The organism is Streptomyces sp. NRRL B-1140, from assembly GCF_001280065.1.
Taxonomy (GTDB): Bacteria; Actinomycetota; Actinomycetes; order Streptomycetales; family Streptomycetaceae; genus Streptomyces.
Genome location: NZ_LGEA01000001.1, coordinates 275,470 through 296,796, shown reverse-complemented (window position 1 = coordinate 296,796; position 21,327 = coordinate 275,470). Strand labels below are relative to the sequence as shown.

The 21,327-nt window shown below is 68.6% G+C and carries 14 protein-coding genes; 12 read left to right on the top strand and 2 right to left on the bottom strand.

Annotated features, from left to right (window positions below; translation table 11 throughout):
* The first annotated feature begins 93 nt into the window (after positions 1-93).
* The 4 genes from ADK65_RS01285 (at position 94) to ADK65_RS01270 (ending at position 4,451) form a co-directional block, all read left to right on the top strand.
* On the top strand, positions 94-1,086 hold the full coding sequence (locus ADK65_RS01285) for an ABC transporter permease (RefSeq protein ID WP_053667876.1): 993 nt from the start codon (positions 94-96) through the stop codon (positions 1,084-1,086).
* Entirely contained in the window at positions 1,080-1,952 is an 873-nt protein-coding gene (locus tag ADK65_RS01280; protein WP_053667875.1) for a carbohydrate ABC transporter permease, read from the top strand. Before ADK65_RS01285 ends, ADK65_RS01280 begins: the two co-directional genes overlap by 7 nt.
* 44 nt (positions 1,953-1,996) lie before the next feature.
* Positions 1,997-3,652: an extracellular solute-binding protein gene (locus ADK65_RS01275; protein ID WP_053667874.1), complete on the top strand. Its 1,656-nt coding sequence runs from the start codon at positions 1,997-1,999 to the stop codon at positions 3,650-3,652.
* Between the two features lie 115 nt (positions 3,653-3,767).
* Positions 3,768-4,451: a hypothetical protein gene (locus ADK65_RS01270; protein WP_053667873.1), complete on the top strand. Its 684-nt coding sequence runs from the start codon at positions 3,768-3,770 to the stop codon at positions 4,449-4,451.
* A 22-nt stretch (positions 4,452-4,473) separates the two neighbouring features.
* On the opposite strand, the gene ADK65_RS01265 is transcribed toward ADK65_RS01270, so the two are convergent.
* The gene (locus ADK65_RS01265; RefSeq protein WP_053667872.1) at positions 4,474-6,456 is read right to left on the bottom strand and encodes an alpha-glucuronidase; all 1,983 of its coding nucleotides are present in this window, start codon (positions 6,454-6,456) and stop codon (positions 4,474-4,476) included.
* Between the two features lie 20 nt (positions 6,457-6,476).
* Positions 6,477-10,214, bottom strand: a complete 3,738-nt coding sequence (locus ADK65_RS01260; protein ID WP_053668006.1) for a GH92 family glycosyl hydrolase — start codon at positions 10,212-10,214, stop codon at positions 6,477-6,479.
* A 427-nt stretch (positions 10,215-10,641) separates the two neighbouring features.
* Here ADK65_RS01260 and ngcE point away from each other — a divergent pair, with 427 nt between their 5' ends.
* From ngcE to dxs, 8 genes are all read left to right on the top strand, one after another.
* A complete protein-coding gene (ngcE, locus tag ADK65_RS01255) occupies positions 10,642-12,096 on the top strand; it encodes an N-acetylglucosamine/diacetylchitobiose ABC transporter substrate-binding protein (protein WP_053667871.1) in 1,455 nt (484 codons plus the stop codon).
* Positions 12,097-12,140: 44 nt separating this feature from the next.
* Positions 12,141-13,067, top strand: coding sequence for a carbohydrate ABC transporter permease (locus ADK65_RS01250; protein WP_053667870.1), 927 nt, complete (start codon positions 12,141-12,143; stop codon positions 13,065-13,067).
* A 3-nt stretch (positions 13,068-13,070) separates the two neighbouring features.
* On the top strand, positions 13,071-13,994 hold the full coding sequence (locus ADK65_RS01245) for a carbohydrate ABC transporter permease (protein ID WP_053667869.1): 924 nt from the start codon (positions 13,071-13,073) through the stop codon (positions 13,992-13,994).
* Between the two features lie 421 nt (positions 13,995-14,415).
* A complete protein-coding gene (locus tag ADK65_RS01240; protein ID WP_053668005.1) occupies positions 14,416-15,627 on the top strand; it encodes an ROK family transcriptional regulator in 1,212 nt (403 codons plus the stop codon).
* Between the two features lie 133 nt (positions 15,628-15,760).
* A complete protein-coding gene (locus ADK65_RS01235) occupies positions 15,761-16,861 on the top strand; it encodes a sugar ABC transporter substrate-binding protein (protein ID WP_053667868.1) in 1,101 nt (366 codons plus the stop codon).
* Between the two features lie 188 nt (positions 16,862-17,049).
* Positions 17,050-17,841: an ATP-binding cassette domain-containing protein gene (locus ADK65_RS01230; protein WP_010033972.1), complete on the top strand. Its 792-nt coding sequence runs from the start codon at positions 17,050-17,052 to the stop codon at positions 17,839-17,841.
* Entirely contained in the window at positions 17,838-19,130 is a 1,293-nt protein-coding gene (locus tag ADK65_RS01225) for a sugar ABC transporter permease (protein ID WP_053667867.1), read from the top strand. Before ADK65_RS01230 ends, ADK65_RS01225 begins: the two co-directional genes overlap by 4 nt.
* Positions 19,131-19,313: 183 nt before the next feature.
* A complete protein-coding gene (gene dxs / locus ADK65_RS01220) occupies positions 19,314-21,236 on the top strand; it encodes a 1-deoxy-D-xylulose-5-phosphate synthase (protein WP_053667866.1) in 1,923 nt (640 codons plus the stop codon).
* Positions 21,237-21,327 lie beyond the last annotated feature (91 nt).

The window sequence follows — 21,327 nt, the reverse complement described above, 5'->3', positions numbered from 1 at the left end:
CAGCGCTTTCTCAGCCCCATAGGTTGCCGCAAGTTACCGGCAAGAGCTCGAAAGTTTCGGTTCCGCGTCCCATGTCCACGGGAGGCCCGAGCAATGAGCACGTCCACCACTTCGGCCCCACCGGGCTCCCAGGACCAGCCGCCGGCCCGGGCCGCTCCCCGGCGCGGCGAGCGGGCGCCCACCCGGAGCGCATGGCGACGAGCACTGCGCCGCGACTGGCAGTTGTACTCGCTGGCGATCCTGCCGCTGCTGTTCTTCCTGGTCTTCCGCTATCTGCCGATGATCGGCAACGTGATCGCCTTCCGGCGCTTCGAGCCCGGCGGTTCGATCTTCGGTGAGGAATGGGTGGGCCTGCGCTATGTGCGGATGTTCCTCGGTGACCCCACCTTCTGGCAGGTGTTCCGCAACACCCTGTGGCTGGGCGGGCTCACGCTCGTCTTCTGCTTCCCGATCCCGATCGTGCTCGCGCTGCTGCTGAACGAGGTGCGCCGGCGCTCCCTGAAGCGGTTCGTGCAGTCGGTGTCGTACCTCCCGCACTTCCTGTCGATCGTGATCGTCGCGGGCATCACGATGCAGATGCTCGCGAGCGACGGCCCCGTCAACCACGTCCTCGGCCTGCTCGGTCACGACCCGGTCCGCTTCATCCAGGAACCCGGGTGGTTCCGCACCGTCTACGTCGGTTCCGAGATCTGGCAGACCGCCGGCTGGGGCACGATCCTCTACCTCGCCGCGCTCACCACGATCGACGAGGACCTGTACGAAGCCGCCCGCATCGACGGCGCGGGCCGCTGGCGGCAGATCTGGCACGTCACCCTGCCCGGCATCCGCCCCACCATGATCACGCTGCTGATCCTCAACGTCGGCACGTTCATGGCGGTCGGCTTCGAGAAGGTGCTGCTGCTGTACAACCCGCTCACCTACCCCACCGCGGATGTGATCTCGACGTACGTCTACCGCGCCGGCGTGGAGTCCAACAGCTTCAGCTACGCCGCCGCCATCGGCCTGTTCGAGGCGGTCATCGGCCTGGTCCTGATCACGTCCGCCAACACGCTCTCGCGCCGCACGGTGGGGACGAGCCTGTGGTGAGGCCGAGCCGCTCCCAGCGGGTCTTCCAGGGCGTCAACGGGGTGATCCTCACGCTCGTCGTGCTGGTGACCCTCTACCCCTTCGTCAACATCCTCGCGCGGTCCTTCAGCGGGGAGCGGCAGATCCGGGCCGGTGAGGTGACGCTGCTGCCCAAGGGGTTCAACCTCACCACGTACCGGATCGTCTTCCAGGACTCGATGTTCTGGCGGAACTACGGCAACACCGTGCTCTACACGGTCGTGGCGACGGCCGTCGCCATGGTCCTGACGACCTGTTACGCCTACGTCCTGTCGAAGAAGCACCTCAAGGGCCGTGGCGTGCTCGTCGGCATCGCCGTGTTCACCATGTTCTTCACCGGCGGCCTGATCCCGAACTACATCCTGGTCACCAGCCTCGGCCTGAAGAACAGCGTGTGGGCGATCGCCCTGCCGAACGCGATCAGCGTCTTCAACCTGCTGGTGATGAAGGCCTTCTTCGAGAATCTGCCGACGGAGCTGGAGGAGGCCGCGCAGATCGACGGCCTGAGCACCTACGGCACCCTGCTGAGGATCGTGCTGCCGCTGTCCAAGGCGGTCGTGGCGACCATGGTGCTCTTCTACTCGGTGTCCTTCTGGAACTCCTGGTTCAGCGCGTTCCTCTACATGGACCGGACCGAGCTGATGCCGGTCACGGTCTACCTGCGCAACCTCATCCAGGGCGCCACCGGCGGTGGCAACGCCGGTGCCGGAACCGAGCAGCTCAGCCAGGTCGGCGCCAACATCCAGTCGGTCACCATCGTCCTCACCGCCCTGCCGATCCTGGCCGTGTACCCGTTCGTCCAGCGCTACTTCGTCTCGGGCGTGATGCTCGGCGCGGTCAAGGGCTGACCGCGTTCCGCTCCTCAACTCGACTACGGAACAAGGGGATTGTCGTGCAGAACGAAGGACGGTTGTCGCGGCGCCAGGTACTCGCCGCGGCCGGCTTCATCGGCCTCGCCACGGTCACCGGCTGCGGCGGCGGTGACGACGGCGGGGACGGCAAGGACCTGTCGAAGAAGCAGGACGGGGCCATGAAGAACTACCGGGCCGGGCAGCAGTTCAAGGCCTCCAGGCCGCTGTCCTTCGCGGTGCTGCACAACAACAACCCGGTCTACCCGATGAAGAGCGACTGGCTGTTCTGGAAGGAGCTGACCAAGCGCACCGGTGTGACCCTCGAGCCGGTCGACGTGCCGCTCGCCGACTACGAGAAGAAGCGCAGCGTGCTCATCGGCGCGGGCGACGCCCCCTCCCTGATCCCGAAGACGTACCACCCCTCGGAGGTCGCTTTCGTCTCCTCGGGCGCGATCCTCCCGGTCAGCGACTACGTGAAGCTGATGCCGAACTTCCGCGAGAAGGTGCGCAAGTGGAAGCTGGAGCCCGAGCTCGACTCGATCCGCCAGTCCGACGGCCGCTACTACCTGCTGCCCGGCCTGCACGAGAAGACCAAGGCCAACTACTCGCTGTCCTTCCGCACGGACGTCCTCGACCGGCACGGCCTGAGCCTGCCCACCACGTGGGACGAGGTGTACGACGTCCTCAAGGCGCTCAAGGAGGAGCACCCGGGCACGTACCCCCTCACCGACCGCTGGAGCACCAACACCCCGTTCCCCTGCGGCGCCCTGTTCAGCTACCTCGGCCAGGCGTACGGGGTGAAGGCGGGCTGGACGTACGACAACATCAGCTTCGACCACAAGGCGCAGAAGTACGTGTTCACCGGCGCGCAGGACGCCTACCGCCAGATGGTCGAGTACCTGCGCGGACTCGTCGCCGAGAAGCTCATGGACCCCGAGAGCTTCAGCCAGACCGACGACCAGGCGCTGCAGAAGCTGCTCGCCGAGAAGTCCTACGCGATGAGCGCCAACCCGCAGGTGCTGGTGCAGGACTACCGGTACAACCTGGAGAAGCAGGTCAAGGGCGCGAGGATCGACATGGTGCCGGTGCCGCTCGGACCCGCCGGTCCCGTGGTGCTGGGCGGCGGCCGGCTGGAGAACGGCGTCATGATCTCCAGCAAGGCGCTCAAGAGCGACGACTTCGTCGCCATGATGCAGTTCGTGGACTGGCTCTGGTACTCCGACGAAGGCCAGCGGCTGGCCCGGTGGGGCATCGAGGGCGTCACCCACACGCGCTCCGCAGGCCGGTACCGGCCGAAGCCCGGCATCAGCCTCATGGGCTCCGACCCGGACGCCCCGAAGGACATGCAGAAGGACTTCGGTTTCTACAACGGCGTCTTCGCCTACGGGGGCAGCTGGGAGCTCGTCTCCTCGATGTTCGGCCCGGACGAGAAGAAGTTCCAGGAGGCCATGGCCCAGCGCCGGCAACTGCCCGTCGACCCGGCCCACCCCCTGCAGTCCTTCGAGCAGGAGCAGGCCACCCTCTGGGAGACCCCGCTGAAGGACCACGTCATCCAGAACACGCTCCAGTTCGTCCTCGGCAAACGCCCGCTGTCCCAGTGGAACTCCTACCTCGCCGAGCTGAAGTCGAAGAACATGCAGCAGCTCGTCGACCTGCACAACAAGGCCTACGAGCGGTTCAGGAAGGAGAACGGGTGATCCGCGTCCCCGTGGCGCCGAGCGGCCGTTTCACCCGCGGAACGGCGGTGCACCGCCGCCACACGTGGCAGGGCCACCGGCACGTGCGGCGGCCGCCCGGCCGGCAGGCCGCCACATGAGCACCGTGCGCGCCTCCGGCTTCGGCACCGGAACCCTCTCCCGGGCCTGCGCCCTGATCCACACCCTCCTGACCGTCGAGGCGCTGCTCCTCCTCACCGCCTCCCCGGGCCTGGCCGCACTGCCGCTGCTCGGCCCCGACCCGGCCAACATCCCCCTGGCGGCCCTGTGCCTGCTGCCCCTCGGGCCGGCCCTGTCCGCCGCCCTCTACGCCCTCCACCACCGCAGCCGCGACCTCACCGAGCTGCACCCGGGCCGCGCCTATCTGCGCGGCTGGCGGCTCAACGCCGTACCGGCACTGAAGCTGTGGGCGCCCCTGCTGCTGTGGCTGACGGTCATCGCCTTCACCCTCACGCACTTCTCCGCCACCGGCCTGCCCGGCTGGTGGGCGCTGCTGCTCGCGCTGACCGGCACCGGCTCCCTGCTCTGGGGCGCACACGCCCTCGTCCTCACGTCCCTGTTCGCCTTCCGCGCCCGGGACACCGCCCGCCTCGCCGCGTACTTCGTGTTCCGGCACGGCCGCGCCACTCTCGCCGCCGCCTCCCTGCTGGTCCTGACGGCCGCGTCGGCGACCGTGCTGACCGAGGCCCTTCCCGCCCTGCTGGCCGCCCCGCTGCTGCTGTCCCTGCTGCACGGCAGCCGCTCGGTGATCGCCGAGACGCGGAGGGACTTCACCGCATGACGCACAAGGGGGTGGCGGCCCTTCAGAAGATTCGCCGCCCCCGCGCGTCCGGCACCCCGGACGCGCGGAAGAAGTAGCTGTTGACCTGATCGCGCCACTCGCGGGCACTGCGGAGCTGCTCCTCGTAGCGCTCCGCCACCCGGGCATGGCGTGCCGGGTCCACCAGCCCGGCCAGCGAGTCCCACACCGCCCGGGCCTCCTCGACCTCCTCGACCCCCTCGAAGTGGGTGTCGTAGATGTGCTGGACCACCGTCTTCCCGCTCTTCAGCACATGCCCGTACGGCACGTGATGGAAGAACAGCAGCAGCTCGTCCGGGCAGGTCTTCGGCGACTCGTACAGCTCGGCCCACGGCGTGCCGTACTGTCCGGCGAACCCCGTACCGCCCCGCACACCGCGGTCGACCCCGACGCCGTCCCGGTCGGCGAAGTGATAGGTCCCCCACGGGCTGTACTCGTACCCCTCCACACTCGGCCCGTAATGGTGCCCCGGCTGCACCATGAAGCCGACCCCCAGGGGAGCGGTGTACTTCTCGTACGTCCGCCACGAGCCGTCGAGCACGGCGTGCAGCCCGTCGGCCAGCCGTGCGGGGGCGTCCGGGAAGCCGAGCGCGATCCATTCGTCGAGCACCGCGCCCGGATCGGCGTCCGGCTGCCAGGCCAGCCGCCCGAAGGTGTACAGATTGGCCTGCGCCAGCGGATGCCCCGTCCAGAACGGGTCGTCACCCGCGTTGGACACGCCGACGAGCCCGCCCCGCGCCAACTCGGCGACGGTCAGGCCCGGTTGGTGCCGGAACCGCAGCACCTCGCTCCACATGGGCCCCAGCCAGCAGGTGTGCCGCTGCTGCCCGGTGTACTCCTGGGTGACCTGCAGCTCCACCGCCAGCCGGGTCCGCGGCATGGCCCCGATCAGCGGCGAGACCGGTTCGCGCACCTGGAAGTCCATCGGCCCGTGCTTCACCTGGAGCGCGGCACCGGCCTCGAACTCCCCGTCCAGCGGCACGAAATGGTCGTACGCGGCCCGGGCCCGGTCGGTCGTGCGGTCCCGCCAGTCCTGGCGGTGGTCGTAGACGAACGCCCGCCAGTGCACCGTGCCGCCGAACGGCTCCAGCGCCGCCGCGAGCAGGTTCGCACCGTCGGCGTGACTGCGGCCGTACGCGAACGGCCCCGGCTGCCCCTCCGAGTCGGCCTTCACCACGTACCCGCCGAAGTCGGGTACGGCCTCGTACACCCGCCGCGTCGCCTCGGCCCACCAGTCGCGCACCGCCTCGTCCAGCGGGTCGGCCGTGGGCAGCCCGCCGAGCGTGACCGGGGACGCGAAGGAGACCGACAGATGGGTACGGATGCCGTAGGGCCGCAACGCCCCCGCGATCTCGGCCACGTCACCGATGCGGTCGGTCAGCAGCCGCGCCTCGGCCGCGTGCACGTTGACGTTGTTCACGCTCAGCGCGTTGATCCCGCACGCCGCGAGCAGCCTGCCGTACGCCCGCACCCGCTCGAGTTCGCCCCGCGCCCCGCCGTCCCGCCAGAACAGCGAGCCGCCCGCGTACCCGCGCTCCACCTGGCCCATGACCGGGTGCACGGCCACGTTGTCCCAGTGGTCGAGCATCCGCAGCGCGAGCGCCGGGCGATGGATTTGCGGCGCCCACTCATCCAGGAACGCCGCCTCTCCGAGACGCACGACGTGGAACAGCCCGTACAGAAGCCCCCGGCCGCCCGAGGCGGTGACGGTCGTCGTGCCGCCCGCACGCGCGAGAGTGAAGCCCTCGTCACCGAGTTCGCCGGTACCGAGGCCGAGAACCAGGTCGTACGAGCCGTCCGCGACGGCGTCCCGCACGACCCGGCCCCCGAAACTCCGGCAGGCCTCGGCCACCTCCCCATGCACCGTCTCCACCAGCGGACCCGATCCCCGGATCAGCGTCCGCCGGCCACCGACCGCCCGGAAGGCGGCGGGCGGTAACCAGGCCGGATCGACACCCTCGGGAAGGACGGGCACGGGAAGCGGCATCGGACCCCCAACTCTGCTGCTCAGGAGAGCAGTTCGACCTCCGCCAGAGTGGCCTCACCGTCGAGGACCAGGCGGTACCTCTGGTACGTACCCGGCGACCTCACGGAGAACGCGCGGGTCTGTCTGTCCCACGCGAAGGACTCACCGGAGCGCCGGTCCAGCGTCCGCCAGGCCGTCCCGTCGGAGGAGCCCTGGAGCGTCCACCCGGCCGGTGCCTTCGCCCGGTCCGCCGACGACGTCAGCGTGTACTGCACCGCCTCGGCGCCCTCGGAGACCGGCAGGTCCACGGAGGTCACCCTCGCGTCCGTCGCCGACGTGTCGTCGAACAGGGCGCCGTCACCCTTCAGCACGTCCCCGCGCGGCGCCGGCACCTCGTCGTCCCGGGTGATCGACACGGGCGCCGCGTGCTCGCCCGTGCCCCAGGACGACGGCCGCGGGCCCATGTCGAACTCCAGGACACCGCCCCGGGCCACCAGCGAGTGCGGCAGCGACGTCTTCGTCCAGCTCCGGCCGTTGACCTTCAGCCCCTGCACATAGACGTTCTTCGCGCTGTTGCGGGGCGCCTTCACCACCAGCTCGCGCCCGTTCTCCAGATGCACGGTCGCCTCGGTGAACAGGGGTGAGCCGATCGCGTACTCGCCGCTGCCCAGCACCAGCGGGTAGAAGCCGAGCGCCGAGAACAGGAACCAGGCCGACTGCTCGCCGTTGTCCTCGTCGCCGTGGTAGCCCTGCCCGATCTCGCTGCCCGTGTACAGCCGCGACAGCACCTCGCGGACCTTCTCCTGCGCCTTCCAGGGCTGCCCGGCCGCGTCGTACATGTAGATCGCGTGGTGGGCGACCTGGTTGGAGTGCCCGTACATGCCCATCCGGACGTCCCGCGCCTCGGTCATCTCGTGGATGACACCGCCGTAGGAGCCGACGAACTCGGGGGAGGCCGTCTCCGGGGTGGAGAAGTAGTCGTCGAGCTTGTCCGCGAGACCCTTCCGGCCGCCGTACAGGTTCGCCAGGCCCCGGCTGTCCTGCGGCGCGGTGAATGCATACCCGTACCCGTTTGTCTCGGTGTAGTCGTACCCCCACACCCGCGGGTCGTACGTCGACGACTCCACCCGCCAGCCGCCCTTGGCGTCGCGGCCCTGGAAGAACCCTGCCTTCTCGTCGAAGAGGTTCACGTAGTCCCGGGCGCGGTTCAGGAAGTACTCCGACTCCTCCTTGTAGCGCCGTTCGCCGGTCTCCTCGTAGAGCTTTCGGCCCATGCGGGAGATGCCGTAGTCGTTGAGGTAGCCCTCCAGCGCCCAGGACAGGCCCTCGTGGGTCTCGGTGCTCGTGTAGCCGAGGAAGGGGGAGGTGGCCATGCCCTTGCGGCCGACGCCCGGGTTCGGCGGTACGACCGTGGCGTTCTTCACCGCCGCCTCGTAGGCCGCCTTCGCGTCGAAGCCGACGCCCTTGACGTAAGCGTCCGCGAACGCCACGTCCGAGGACGTGCCCGTCATAAGGTCCGCGTAGCCGGGGGAGGACCAGCGCGACGTCCAGCCGCCGTCCTTGTACTGCTGCACGAACCCGTCGACCAGCTCGCCCGCCCGGGACGGGGTCAGCAGCGAGTAGGCGGGCCAGGTCGTCCGGTAGGTGTCCCAGAACCCGTTGTTGACGTACACCTCGCCCTCGACGATCTTCGCGCCGGTGTGCGTCGGGGTGTCCGGGTTCGGCATGGGGGAGAAGGGCGAGGCGTACTGGTGCTTCCCGCCGACCTTCTCGAAACCGGAGTTCGGGTACAGGTAGAGCCGGTACAGGCTGGAGTACAGCGTCGTCAGCTGGTCGGGGGTCGCGCCCTCGACCTCGACCCTGCCGAGCAGCCGGTCCCACTGCCGCTGGGCGCTCTTCTTCACCGCTTCGAAGGACCGGCCCCGGGGGATCTCCTGGCGGAGGTTGTCCTCGGCCTGGTCGAGGCTGATGAGCGAGGTCGCCAGGCGCAGGGTGACGGTCCGGTTCTCGGCCTTGAAGCGCAGGTGGCCCTTGACGCCGCTGGAGGCGCCTTCGGTCACCGGCTGGTCGAACTCGCCGTGGACGAACAGCCGCGTCGCGCCCGTCGACAGACCGGACTTCACGTCCGAGTAGCCGGTGACGATCCCGTTCTCCTCGTCGAGCGTCAGGCCCGCCTGGTCCGTCACGTTGTCGAAGAGGACGTTCGCGTCGTCGCCGGGGTAGGTGAAGCGCAGCACCGCCGCGTGGTCGGCCGGCGCCATCTCGGCCTTCAGGCCGTTCTCGAACCGCACCCCGTAGTAGTACGGGCGCGCCGTCTCGTTCTCGTGCCGGAAGGCCAGCTCCCTGGCCTCCCGCCCGTACTCCGGGGTCCCGGCGGCCGCGGACGGCATGACCTGGAAGGTCTGCCGGTCACCCATCCAGGGGCTCGGTTCGTGGCTGGCGCTGAACGCCTGGATGGTCGGCAGGTTGTCCGCGTTGTTCGCCCGCGCGTAGTCGTACAGCCAGCTGAGCGAACCCGCGTTGGTCACCGGCGTCCAGAAGTTGAAGCCGTGCGGCACCGCCGTCGCCGGGAAGTTGTTGCCCCGTGAGAAGCCGCCGCTGGAGTGGGTGCCCCGGGTCGTCACCGCGTAGTCGGACAGGTGCGCCTTCGGCCGCTCGGGCGCGACGGACTCGATTGCGATGTCGTCCAGCCAGCCCCGGAACCGCGCCGGTCCCTTGGGGGAGTCGTACGCCACGAGGATCCGGTCCACGGTCTTCCCGGCCGCGACCGACCCGATCCGCGAGGCCACGTGGTTCCACTGGTTGACGTAGAGGATCTTGGCCGCGCCCTGCCCCCGCGGGGTCAGCGGGAAGCCGTGCTGGTCGGTGGCGCGCAGGTCGCTCAGATGGGTGCCGTCGGTGAAGGCGAGGTCGACGGAGACGTGGGTGGCGTCGTAGTCGAGGTCGCCGTCCGCCATCGACGGGAAGACGCGGTAGGCCAGCCGCGTGTTCCGGCCGACGGCCACGTTCACGTCGAAGATCTTGTTGTACGAGTACGCCCGCCCCGCGGCGGTGTGCCGGCCGGCGTACCGCAGGGCCCGCTTCCCGGTGAACCCGGCGCCCGCCTTGGCGGTGGGGGAGCCGCTGGGCCCGCGGTCGACCAGGGAGAGCATGTCCTGCGGGACGGGCCCGCCGGTGCCGCCCGTGGACAGCTGGAGGTCGGCGAGCTGGAGGATGTCACCCCCGTTGTTGCCGGTGACGTCCAGCCGGAAGTGCCGGTACTCACCGGGTTCGACGAGGTCGTACGTCTGCGTCCGGAACCGCTCGGGGAAGGTCTCGCCGGAGCGGGTGTCCAGGGTCTTCCACTCCTTGCCGTCGGCGGAGCCCTTCAGGGCCCAGTCCTTCGGGTCACGCTCGGCGTGGTCGTTGGCCGACGTCAGCGCATAACGTGCCAATGTGGCCGGCTTGTCCAGGTCGAACTCGACCCAGCCGGAGGCCTCGAAGGTGAGCCACTTGGTGCTCGGTTCGCCGTCGGCGAGGTTCTCCTTCACCTCGCCGCCGCCCGTGTTCTCCGCACTGGCCCGGACGTCCGTGACGCGGTCGGTCACGTTGCCCGGTATGCCGCTGCTGTAGCCGCCGTCGACGCCCGAGGCCCGCTTGCCGCCGTCGGGGGCGGTGTCGACGGTGTTCAACCAGTCCGGAACCGGGTCGTCCGCCTCGAAGGAGGAGGTGAACCCCCGATCGGGCTCGCCCGGGTCCTGTGGCAGTGCGACTGCAACGCCCTGTGAGGCAAGGGCCAAAGCGAAGGCGGTCGCCGACACGACCGCCGAACCCCATCTGTGCCGAGCTTTCCGTTGCGTCAACGGGTACCCTCCCTGCGCAGTGGACAACGTTGTCACCTTCGTTGCGCAAGGACCAGTAGCCGCCCAAGTGGCAGGGAGTGTCAAGGGTGTTGCCTGTGGCATTCGGGCGCCGTGGCCGGGATTTTTCCGGCGGAGCACCCACAGGCCGTCCATACTTCCGCGAGGTCTCAACTCGGATAAGACCCGCGGCCAACTCTGTGTTCGATGTTGATCCGCTGGCGGGAAGTGGACTATACCTGTCGCACGCTTCACCCGATCTGCACATCACCACCCGCACGTTCCTGCACGACCCAGCGTGACCCGATCGCGGTGCCGGGAGGATCCGGTTCACCGCCTGAGTCCTGGAGAAGGCGAGGACTTGAGCATGGGATCCACTTCCGCCGAGAACCACGGCACCGAGGGTGTCGGCCGCCGTGATCTGATCAAGAGGTCCGCCGCGCTCGGGCTGATCTCCGTCCCCACCGTGAGCTTCCTGTCCGCCTGTGCGAGCAGCGGCGGCGACGACAGTGGCGACAAGGCCAAGGCCGGCAAGAAGACCGCGAAGAACCCGCTCGCCGTCAACGACACGGCCGGCATGGAATTCGTCCTGTTCGACGGCGGTTTCGGCAAGGAATACGCCGAGGACGCCGTGAAGATCTACGAGAAGAACTTCCCCGAGGTCCAGGTGAAGTTCTCCGCCACCCAGAAGATCCAGTCCACCCTGCAGCCCCGCTTCAACCAGGGCACCCCGCCGGACCTCATCGACAACTCCGGCGCCGAGCAGATGGACATGGGCGTCCTGGTCGGCAAGAACCAGCTCACCGACCTCACCCCGCTGCTGGACGCGCCCTCCTACGACGACCCGGGCAAGAAGGTCCGCGACACGCTGCGCCCCGGCATCGTGGAGATGGGCCAGTTCGACGGCGAGAAGGTCTGGATCCTCTACTACGCCTACACGGTGTACGGCGTCTGGTACTCGCAGAAGGCCCTGGACTCGCTCGACGAGCAGTACCCCGAGACCTGGGACCAGATGCTCGCGGTCTGCGCGAAGGCCAAGAAGAAGGGCATGGCGGGCTGGACGTACGCGGGCAAATACCCGTATTACATCCCCTTCTCGCTCTACCCGATGATCGGGAAGGTCGGCGGCCGCGAGGTCCTCGACGCGATCGACAACCTGGAGCCGAACGCCTGGAAGCACCCGGCCGTCAAGGCCTGCTTCGAGGCGTACTACGAGCTCTACAAGAAGGGCTACGTCCTCAAGGGCACCCCCGGCCTGGACCACATCCAGTCGCAGACGGCCTGGGCCGAGGGCAAGGCGCTGTTCATCCCGAACGGCTCCTGGGTGGAGAACGAGTCGGCGAACGTCATCCCGGAGGACTTCGACCTGGCCGTGTCCGCGCCCACCGGCATCGACTCCTCCGACAAGATGCCGTTCGGCACCATCTGGGCCTCCGGCGGCGAGCCCTTCATCGTCCCGGCCAAGGCGAAGAACGCTCCCGGCGGCATGGAGCAGCTGCGCATCATGCTCAGCGAGGCCTCCTCGAAGAACTTCACCGGCAAGGTGAAGTCGCTGACCGCGTACAACGGCGGCACCGACGGCATCGCCCTCACCCCCGGTCTGAAATCCGGCGTCGCGGCACTGGACAAGGCCGGCGAGAACGTGGTGAATCCCCGTATGCAGGACTGGTACGTGCAGCTGCAGAAGGAGAAGATCGGCGTTTCCGGCCTGGGCGAGATGATGGCCGGCCGCCTGACCCCGGCCGAGGCCATCAAGAAGATCCAGGGCTTTGCCGACGAGGCCGCCAAGGACGACTCCATCAAGCACTACAAGCACCAGTAACGGCACCGGAAAACCCATATTCCGCACACGGCACCGGAGTGGCGATGCAGCACGGCAAGTACCGGTTCATCGTGGGCTTCCTCGCGTTGCCCCTGGGACTGTACGCGCTCTTCGTGGTCTGGCCGTTCATCCAGTCCATCTATTACTCGTTCACGGACTGGACCGGTCTGAGCCCCGAATTCAAGATGGTCGGTTTCGACAACTACAGCCGGATGCTCGACGACGACATCTTCTGGAAGTCGTTGCAGCACAGCCTGCTGTTCGCCCTCCTGCTGCCGGTGGTGACGATCGGCCTCGCGCTGTTCTTCGCCTTCATGATCAACGTGGGCGGCAGAAAGAGAAGGAACGGCCCGGTGGTCACCGGTGTCCGGGGCTCCTCGTTCTACAAGATCGTCTACTTCTTCCCGCAGGTCCTCTCGATCGCCATCGTCGCGCTGCTGTTCGCGTTCGCGTACAACCCGGACAGCGGCGCGATCAACTCGCTGCTGCGCGGCATCGGCCTCGACAACCTCCAGCCGCTCTGGCTGGGCGACCCCGACCTGGCCCTCTGGGCCGTGATGGGGGTCCTCGTCTGGTCCACGGTCGGCTTCTTCGTGGTCCTCTTCTCCGCCGGGATGGCCTCCATCCCCTCGGACATGTACGAGGCGGCCCTGCTGGACGGCGCCAACCGCTTCACCACGTTCTTCCGGATCACCCTGCCCCTCCTGTGGGACACGGTGCAGTCCGGCTGGGTCTACATGGGCATCCTCGCCCTGGGCGCCGAGTCGTTCGCGGTCGTGCAGATCATGACTACCGGGCCGGGCGGTCCCGACTACTCGACCACCGTCATGGTCCTGTACGTGTACCAGAAGGCGTTCCGTGACGGGCAGGCCGCCTACGCCACCACCATCGGTGTCGCCCTGCTCGTCGTCACGCTGGCCTTCGCCGCCGTGGTGATGCGGCTGGGCCGTCGCGAGCGGCTGGAGTACTGACCCATGAAGACGACCGAAACCCCCGCGCCGCTCCCGGCCGAGTCCGGAGCCCCGATCACCAAGGCGGACCTCGCGCCGCCGCCTCCCGCGAAGGAGAAGAAGGAGGGCACGGTCCTCAACGTCTTCTCCCACGGCGTCCTGGTCATCTGGGCGGTCATGGTGGTCATGCCGCTGCTCTGGGCGGTCATGACGTCCTTCAAGGACGACCGCTCCATCTTCAGCTCCCCCTGGTCGCTCCCGGACTCCCTGCACTTCGACAACTGGTCACGGGCGTGGACCCAGGCCAACATGAGCGACTACTTCCTCAACACGGTCCTCGTGGTGGGCGGTTCACTCATCGGCACGCTGGTCCTCGGCTCCATGGCGGCCTACGTCCTGGCCCGGTTCGACTTCCCGGGCAACCGCTTCATCTACTTCCTGTTCATCGGCGGCATGAGCTTCCCGATCATGCTCGCGCTGGTCCCGCTGTTCTACGTCGTGAACAACATGGGCCTGCTGAACACCATCCACGGCCTGATCCTGGTCTACATCGCCTACTCGTTGCCGTTCACGGTGTTCTTCCTCACGGCGTTCTTCCGCACCCTGCCGACGTCCATCGCCGAAGCGGCCTTCGTGGACGGCGCTTCCCACAGCCGCACGTTCTTCCAGATCATGCTGCCCATGGCCAAGCCGGGCCTGATCAGTGTCGGCATCTTCAACTTCCTGGGCCAGTGGAACCAGTACATGCTCCCCACGGTCCTCAACACCGACCCCGACAAGCGGGTCCTCACTCAGGGCCTGGTCCAGCTGGCGGTCAGCCAGGGCTACAAGGGCGACTGGTCGGGCCTCTTCGCGGGCCTGGTGATGGCGATGCTGCCGGTGCTCGCCGCGTACATCGTCTTCCAGCGGCAGGTGGTGCAGGGGCTTACTGCGGGGGCGTTGAAGTAGCCCGGGCCGTGCCGCCCCCAGCGGCACGCATGCCCGCAGCTAGGACGGGAGCCCCATGCACCCGCACCCGCCGTCGTACGCAAGGGGTCGTGTCGGGGGGTGTCCGCCCGCAGCGGTTGTCGCGTCAACGCACAGTCAGTCGGCGTCCGAGCCCATCGCGACGTTCCGAGGACGGACACCCCCCGGCGCGGCCCCGACCCACCACCCGGCGATCGGCGCAGCCACCCGCACCCCCACCCCGCCGCACAAGCGCCGCAGGCAGAAAGCGCGTACCCCCACATAGCGCTCCGCAACGACTCGTACACACCCCGGAATCAGTTCAACCTCTTGACGGGAGGCAACCCGAACGGCTCAGCTTAGAGTTCACTAGTTGGACATAGACGGGGCCTCATCGATGCGGCCCCGCGCGCAGGAGGTCGTCGTGGAGACTCCGGGGTCGCAGTCATCGCTGCACCGAGCCAACCTCGAGCGGGTCGTACGGGCCGTGCGCTTGGCGGGTTCCCTCACCCAGGCCGAGATCGCGCGGACGACAGGCCTGTCCGCGGCCACGGTCTCCAACATCGTCCGGGAGTTGAAGGACGGCGGCACCGTCGAGGTCACACCGACCTCCGCGGGCGGCCGCCGCGCCCGCAGCGTGTCGCTGAGCGGCGACGCCGGCATCGTCATCGGCGTCGACTTCGGCCACACCCACCTCCGCGTCGCCATCGGCAACCTCGCCCACCAGGTCCTGGCGGAGGAGTCCGAGCCCCTCGACGTCGACGCCTCGTCCACCCAGGGCTTCGACCGCGCGGAACAACTGGTCACCCGCCTGATGGAAGCCACCGGCGTCGACCGCACCAAGATCGCCGGCGTCGGCCTCGGCGTCCCCGGCCCCATCGACGTCGAGTCCGGCACCCTCGGCTCGACCGCCATCCTCCCCGGCTGGACCGGCACCAAGCCCGCCGAGGAGCTGGGCGGCCGCCTCGGCGTCCCCGTGCACGTGGACAACGACGCCAACCTCGGCGCCCTCGGCGAGATGGTCTGGGGCAGCGGACGAGGCGTGCGCGACCTGGCGTACATCAAGGTCGCCAGCGGCGTCGGCGCCGGCCTGGTGATCAGCGGCAGGATCTACCGCGGCCCCGGCGGCACCGCCGGAGAAATCGGACATATTACACTCGATGAGTCCGGCCCGGTCTGCCGTTGCGGCAACCGCGGCTGCCTGGAGACCTTCGCGGCCGCGCGCTACGTGCTCCCGCTCCTCCAGTCCAGTCACGGCACCGATCTGACCATGGAAGGCGTCGTACGGCTCGCACGGGACGGAGACCCGGGCTGCCGTCGGGTGATCGCCGACGTCGGCCGCCACATCGGCAGTGGAGTGGCCAATCTCTGCAACTTGCTGAACCCGAGCCGGGTGGTCCTCGGCGGTGATCTCGCCGAGGCCGGTGAGCTGGTGCTCGGGCCGATCCGGGAGTCCGTCGGCCGCTACGCGATCCCCAGTGCGGCACGCCATTTGTCCGTTCTCCCCGGTGCCCTCGGAGGCCGTGCGGAGGTGCTCGGAGCGCTCGCTCTCGCCCTCAGCGAGATGGGCGATTCGACCCTTCTGGACGGAACCGCACCCGGCGCGCTGCGGGCAGCCACCCCTGCCTTCACTTAGAGAACGGATGGCACCGTTGCCATCTCGTTAAGGATTTACTTCTTGACGTCGCACGTGTGGCCGAGTTGACTTCCAGCCACCTCGGCCGCAATGTCGCGGCCTCGTCAGGGAGGTTTCTGAAGTGAACACGCGTATGCGTCGCGCCGCTGTTGCTGTTGCCGCCGGTGCGATGGCCGTTTCGCTTGCTGCCTGTGGCAGCGCCAAGGAGTCGGGCGACAAGGCCGACTCCTCCGGGTCCGCCAAGAAGGGCGACGACATCAAGGTCGGCCTGCTCCTTCCCGAGAACGCGACCGCCCGTTACGAGAAGTTCGACCGGGTTCTCATCGAGAAGAAGGTCAAGGAGCTCACCGACGGCAAGGGCAAGGTCGAGTACGCCAACGCCAAGCAGGACGCCAGCACGCAGAACCAGCAGGTCGACGCGATGGTGACCAACAAGGTCGACGTGCTGATCGTGGACGCCGTGGACTCCAAGGCCATCGCCGGTTCGGTGAAGAAGGCCAAGGACGCGGGCATCCCCGTCGTCGCCTACGACCGCCTGGCCGAGGGCCCGATCGACGCCTACACCTCGTTCGACAACGTCACCGTCGGCAAGACCCAGGGCGAGGCCCTGCTGAAGGCCCTCGGCGACAAGGCCAAGGACGGCCAGATCGTCATGATGAACGGGTCCTCCACCGACCCGAACGCCGCCCAGTTCAAGCAGGGCGCCCACTCCGTGCTCGACGGCAAGGTCAAGATCGGCCGCGAGTACGACACCAAGGAGTGGAAGCCGGAGAACGCCAACTCCAACATGGAGGGTGCCATCTCCGCCCTCGGCAAGGACAAGATCGTCGGCGTCTACTCCGCCAACGACGGCATGGCGGGCGGCATCATCACCGCCCTGAAGGGCGCCGGCATCGCCGACATCCCCGTCACCGGCCAGGACGCCGAGCTCGCGGGTGTGCAGCGCATCGTCACCGGTGAGCAGTACATGAGCGTCTACAAGCCCTACCCGCAGGAGGCGGACGTCGCGGCTGAGATGGCCGTCGCCCTCGCCCAGGGCAAGTCGCTCGACTCGATCGCCAAGGACAAGGTCGACAGCCCGACCACCAAGGCCGTCCCGTCCGTCCTCGTCCCGGTCGTCTCGCTGACGAAGGACAACATCAAGGACACCGTCATCAAGGACGGCATCTACACCGTGAACGAGATCTGCACGGGCAAGTACAAGGCCGCCTGCGACAAGATCGGTCTCAAGTAGGCAACCGCCACGTCCCTGCGAGCACGGGAGTCCGAGCCGGACTCCCGTGACTCCATGCGGGGACCGGTTCGCCCCCCGAGTTCCTCCGGTGCCCCGCCACATCAGCCCCGCAAGCTATTCGGGGCGCCGGAGTGATCACTCCTCCCACCCTTCTGCACAACCTCCCGCCGGGTCAGGCGGCGAAGGAGATGGTTCACGTGTCCGCTACGCCCGTGCTGGCGTTGCGCGGGGTCTCCAAGCGGTTCGGTGCCGTTCAGGCGCTCACCGACGTAGAGCTTGAGGTCCACGCCGGTGAAGTGGTCGCCCTGGTGGGCGACAACGGCGCCGGAAAGTCCACGCTGGTCAAGACGATCGCCGGCGTGCACCCCATCGATGAGGGCGTCATCGAATGGGACGGCAGGTCCGTCCAGATCAACAAGCCGCACGACGCCCAGAACCTGGGCATCGCGACCGTCTACCAGGACCTCGCGCTCTGCGACAACATCGACGTCGTCGGCAACCTCTACCTGGGCCGGGAGATCCGCAAGCGCGGCGTCCTGGACGAGGTGGAGATGGAGCGCCGCTCCCGCGAGCTCCTCGACACGCTGTCGATCCGCATCCCCAGCGTGCGCATCCCGATCGCCTCGCTCTCCGGCGGTCAGCGCCAGACCGTGGCCATCGCCCGCTCCATGCTCGGCGAGCCCAAGCTGGTCATCCTCGACGAGCCCACCGCCGCCCTCGGCGTCGAGCAGACCGCCCAGGTCCTCGACCTGGTCGAGCGGCTGCGCGAGCGCGGCCACGCCGTGATCCTCATCAGCCACAACATGGCCGACGTGAAGGCCGTCGCGGACAAGGTCGCCGTGCTGCGCCTCGGCCGCAACAACGGCGTCTTCGAGGTCAAGTCGACCTCGCAGGAAGAGATCATCTCCGCCATCACCGGCGCCACCGACAACGCCGTGACCCGCCGTGCGGCGCGCACGAACGGGGAGGTTTCCAAGTGAGCATCGACAAGACCTCCACGGCTCCCGACGACCACGTCGTGGAGAACCCCGAGGCGGCCAAGGCCGCCGTCACGGTCGTCGACCCCCGGCTGCTGGTGCGCGAGCAGGGCCTCAAGGGCTACGTCACCGAATTCAAGCGGAAGATGAAGTCCGGTGACCTGGGCTCCATCCCGGTCGTCATCGGCCTGGCGATCATCTGGCTCATCTTCACGAGCCTGAACTCCAACTTCCTCACCGCGGGCAACCTGTCCGACATGTCCGTCGCCATGGTCGGCACGGGCATGATCGCCGTCGGCATCGTCTTCGTGCTGCTGCTCGGCGAGATCGACCTGTCGGTCGGCTCGGTGTCCGGTGTCGCGGGTGCGAGTTTCGCGGTGCTGAACGTCACCAACGGCATGAACGAGTGGCTCGCCTTCGTGCTGGCCATCCTCACCGGCACCGTCGCCGGTGTGCTGCACGGCTTCTTCTTCGCGAAGATCGGCGTCCCCGCATTCGCCGTCACCCTGGCCGGTCTGCTGTTCTGGAACGGCCTCATGCTCCAGATCCTCGGCGACAACGGCACGATCAACCTCGACCCGGACGGGGTCGTGGTTCAGCTGACCAGCTACTACTTCTCCGACGTGGCCGCCGCTTACGGCCTGGCCGCGGTCGTGACCGCCGGGTTCTTCGTCAGTTCCTTCCTCGGCAACCGGCGCCGCGAGGCCGCGGGCGTGCCGTCGCGGCCGCTGAGCGAGACCATCGTGCGGACCGTGCTGCTGGCGGTGCTCGCCTTCACCGCCGCCATCGTCTTCAACCAGTACAAGGGCCTGCCGCTCGCCGTGGTGATCTTCATCGTGGTGCTGCTGGTCACGGACTTCGTGCTGCGCCGCACGGCCTACGGCCGCAAGGTGTTCGCGCTCGGCGGCAGCGTGGAGGCGTCCCGCCGGGCCGGTATCAACGTGGAGCGGGTCCGGATCTCCGTGTTCGCCATCTCCGGCACCTTCGCCGCGGTCGGCGGCCTGTTCATCGCGTCCAAGATCGCCGCCGCCAACCAGGGCGCCGGTGGCGGTGACCTGCTGATGAACGCGATCGCCGCGGCGGTCATCGGCGGTACGTCGCTGTTCGGCGGCCGTGGACGCACCTGGAACGCGCTGCTCGGTGTCCTGGTGATCGTGTCCATCCAGTACGGCCTCGCCCTGGAGGGCATCGCCTCCCCGGTGCAGTACATGATCACCGGTGGTGTGCTGCTGGCCACGGTCGTCATCGACGCCGTGACGCGCAGGACGCAGAAGACCGCCGGGCGCGCGTAGCACCCGCGCAAACCCGTCTGTGCCCGGCACCTTCGAGGTGCCGGGCACAGTTGTGTCGTAGGCGTGGCGCACCATGGGTAGGGCCGAACGCGTGACGTACGACGCACAGCCTCGGCGCCGCCCGCGAAGGCGGAACATTAGACTCGACAAGCCCGGCAACAGCTCTACTGCAAGGAGGCACGGGTGCCGCTGCTGACCCGTATCAGGGGACCGCGCGATCTGGACCGGCTCAACCTGGAGGAGCTGAACCAGCTGGCGGAGGAGATCCGGAGCTTCCTCGTCGAAGCGGTCTCCAAGACCGGCGGTCACCTCGGCCCCAACCTCGGCGTGGTGGAGCTCACCATCGCCCTGCACCGGGTCTTCGACTCGCCCAAGGACAAGGTGCTCTGGGACACCGGCCACCAGTCCTATGTCCACAAGCTGCTCACCGGCCGCCAGGACTTCTCGAAGCTGAAGATGAAGGGCGGCCTGTCCGGCTACCCCTCCCAGGCCGAGTCCGAGCACGACGTCATCGAGAACTCGCACGCCTCGACCGTCCTCGGCTGGGCCGACGGCATCGCCAAGGCCAACCAGATCATGGAGCGCGACGACCACGTCGTGGCCGTGATCGGTGACGGCGCCCTGACCGGCGGCATGGCCTGGGAGGCGCTGAACAACATCGCCGACGCCAAGGACCGCCCGCTCGTCATCGTCGTCAACGACAACGAGCGCTCCTACGCGCCGACCATCGGCGGTCTCGCCAACCACCTGGCGACCCTGCGCACCACCGACGGCTACGAGCGCTTCCTCGCCCGCACCAAGGAGGTCCTGGAGCGCACGCCCGTCGTCGGACGGCCGCTCTACGACACCCTGCACGGCGCCAAGAAGGGGCTGAAGGACTTCATCGCCCCGCAGGGCATGTTCGAGGACCTCGGCCTGAAGTACGTCGGCCCGATCGACGGGCACGACCTGGAGGCCCTGGAGTCCGCGCTCGCCAAGGCCAAGCGGTTCGGCGGGCCGGTCATCGTGCACTGCCTCACCGAGAAGGGCCGCGGCTACCAGCCCGCCCTCCAGGACGAGGCGGACCGTTTCCACGCCGTCGGCAAGATCCACCCCGACACGGGCCTGCCGATCGCCAGCTCCGGCGCCGACTGGACCTCCGTGTTCGGCGAGGAGATGGTCAAGCTCGGCGAGGAGCGCGAGGACATCGTCGCCATCACGGCCGCGATGCTCCAGCCGGTCGGCCTGGACAAGTTCGCCAAGCGCTTCCCCCAGCGGGTCTACGACGTCGGCATCGCCGAACAGCACGGCGCCGTCTCCGCGGCCGGCCTGGCCACGGGCGGCGTGCACCCGGTGTTCGCCGTCTACGCCACGTTCCTCAACCGCGCCTTCGACCAGGTCCTGATGGATGTGGCGCTGCACAAGTGCGGCGTGACCTTCGTCCTGGACCGGGCCGGTGTCACCGGCACCGACGGCGCCTCCCACAACGGCATGTGGGACATGTCCATCCTCCAGGTCGTCCCGGGGCTGCGGCTGGCCGCCCCGCGCGACGCCGACCAGGTGCGCGCCCAGCTGCGTGAGGCCGTCGCCGTCGACGACGCGCCGACCGTGGTCCGCTTCTCCAAGGGGGCCGTCGGTCCCGCCGTGCCCGCCGTGCGGCGCGTCGGCGGCATGGACGTCCTGCGCGAGCCCGGCACCGACCGTCCGGACGTGCTGCTGGTCTCCGTCGGCGCCCTCGCGCCGATGTGCCTGGAGATCGCCGCCCTGCTCGACCGGCAGGGCATCTCCACGACCGTCGTCGACCCGCGCTGGGTCAAGCCCGTCGACGAGGCCATGGCCCCGCTCGCCGAGCAGCACCGCGTGGTCGTCACCGTCGAGGACAACAGCCGTGTCGGCGGCGTCGGCTCGGCGATCGCGCAGGCGCTGCGTGACGCGGGTGTGGATGTCCCGCTGCGCGACTTCGGCATCCCGCCGCGCTTCCTCGACCACGCCTCGCGTGCGGAGGTACTGGCCGAGATCGGTCTGACCGCGCCGGACATCGCCCGGCAGGTGACCGGGCTGGTCGCCAAGCTGGACGGGCGCTTCGAGCGCAGTGCGGCGGACGCCGTGGACGCCGCGCGCGACTGAGCGGGTTCGAGATGGGCCGGTTCCACCACCGTGAGGGTGGTGGAACCGGCCCATTGGCGTGAATCGGTCCGTGCCGGGGCATACGGATGGT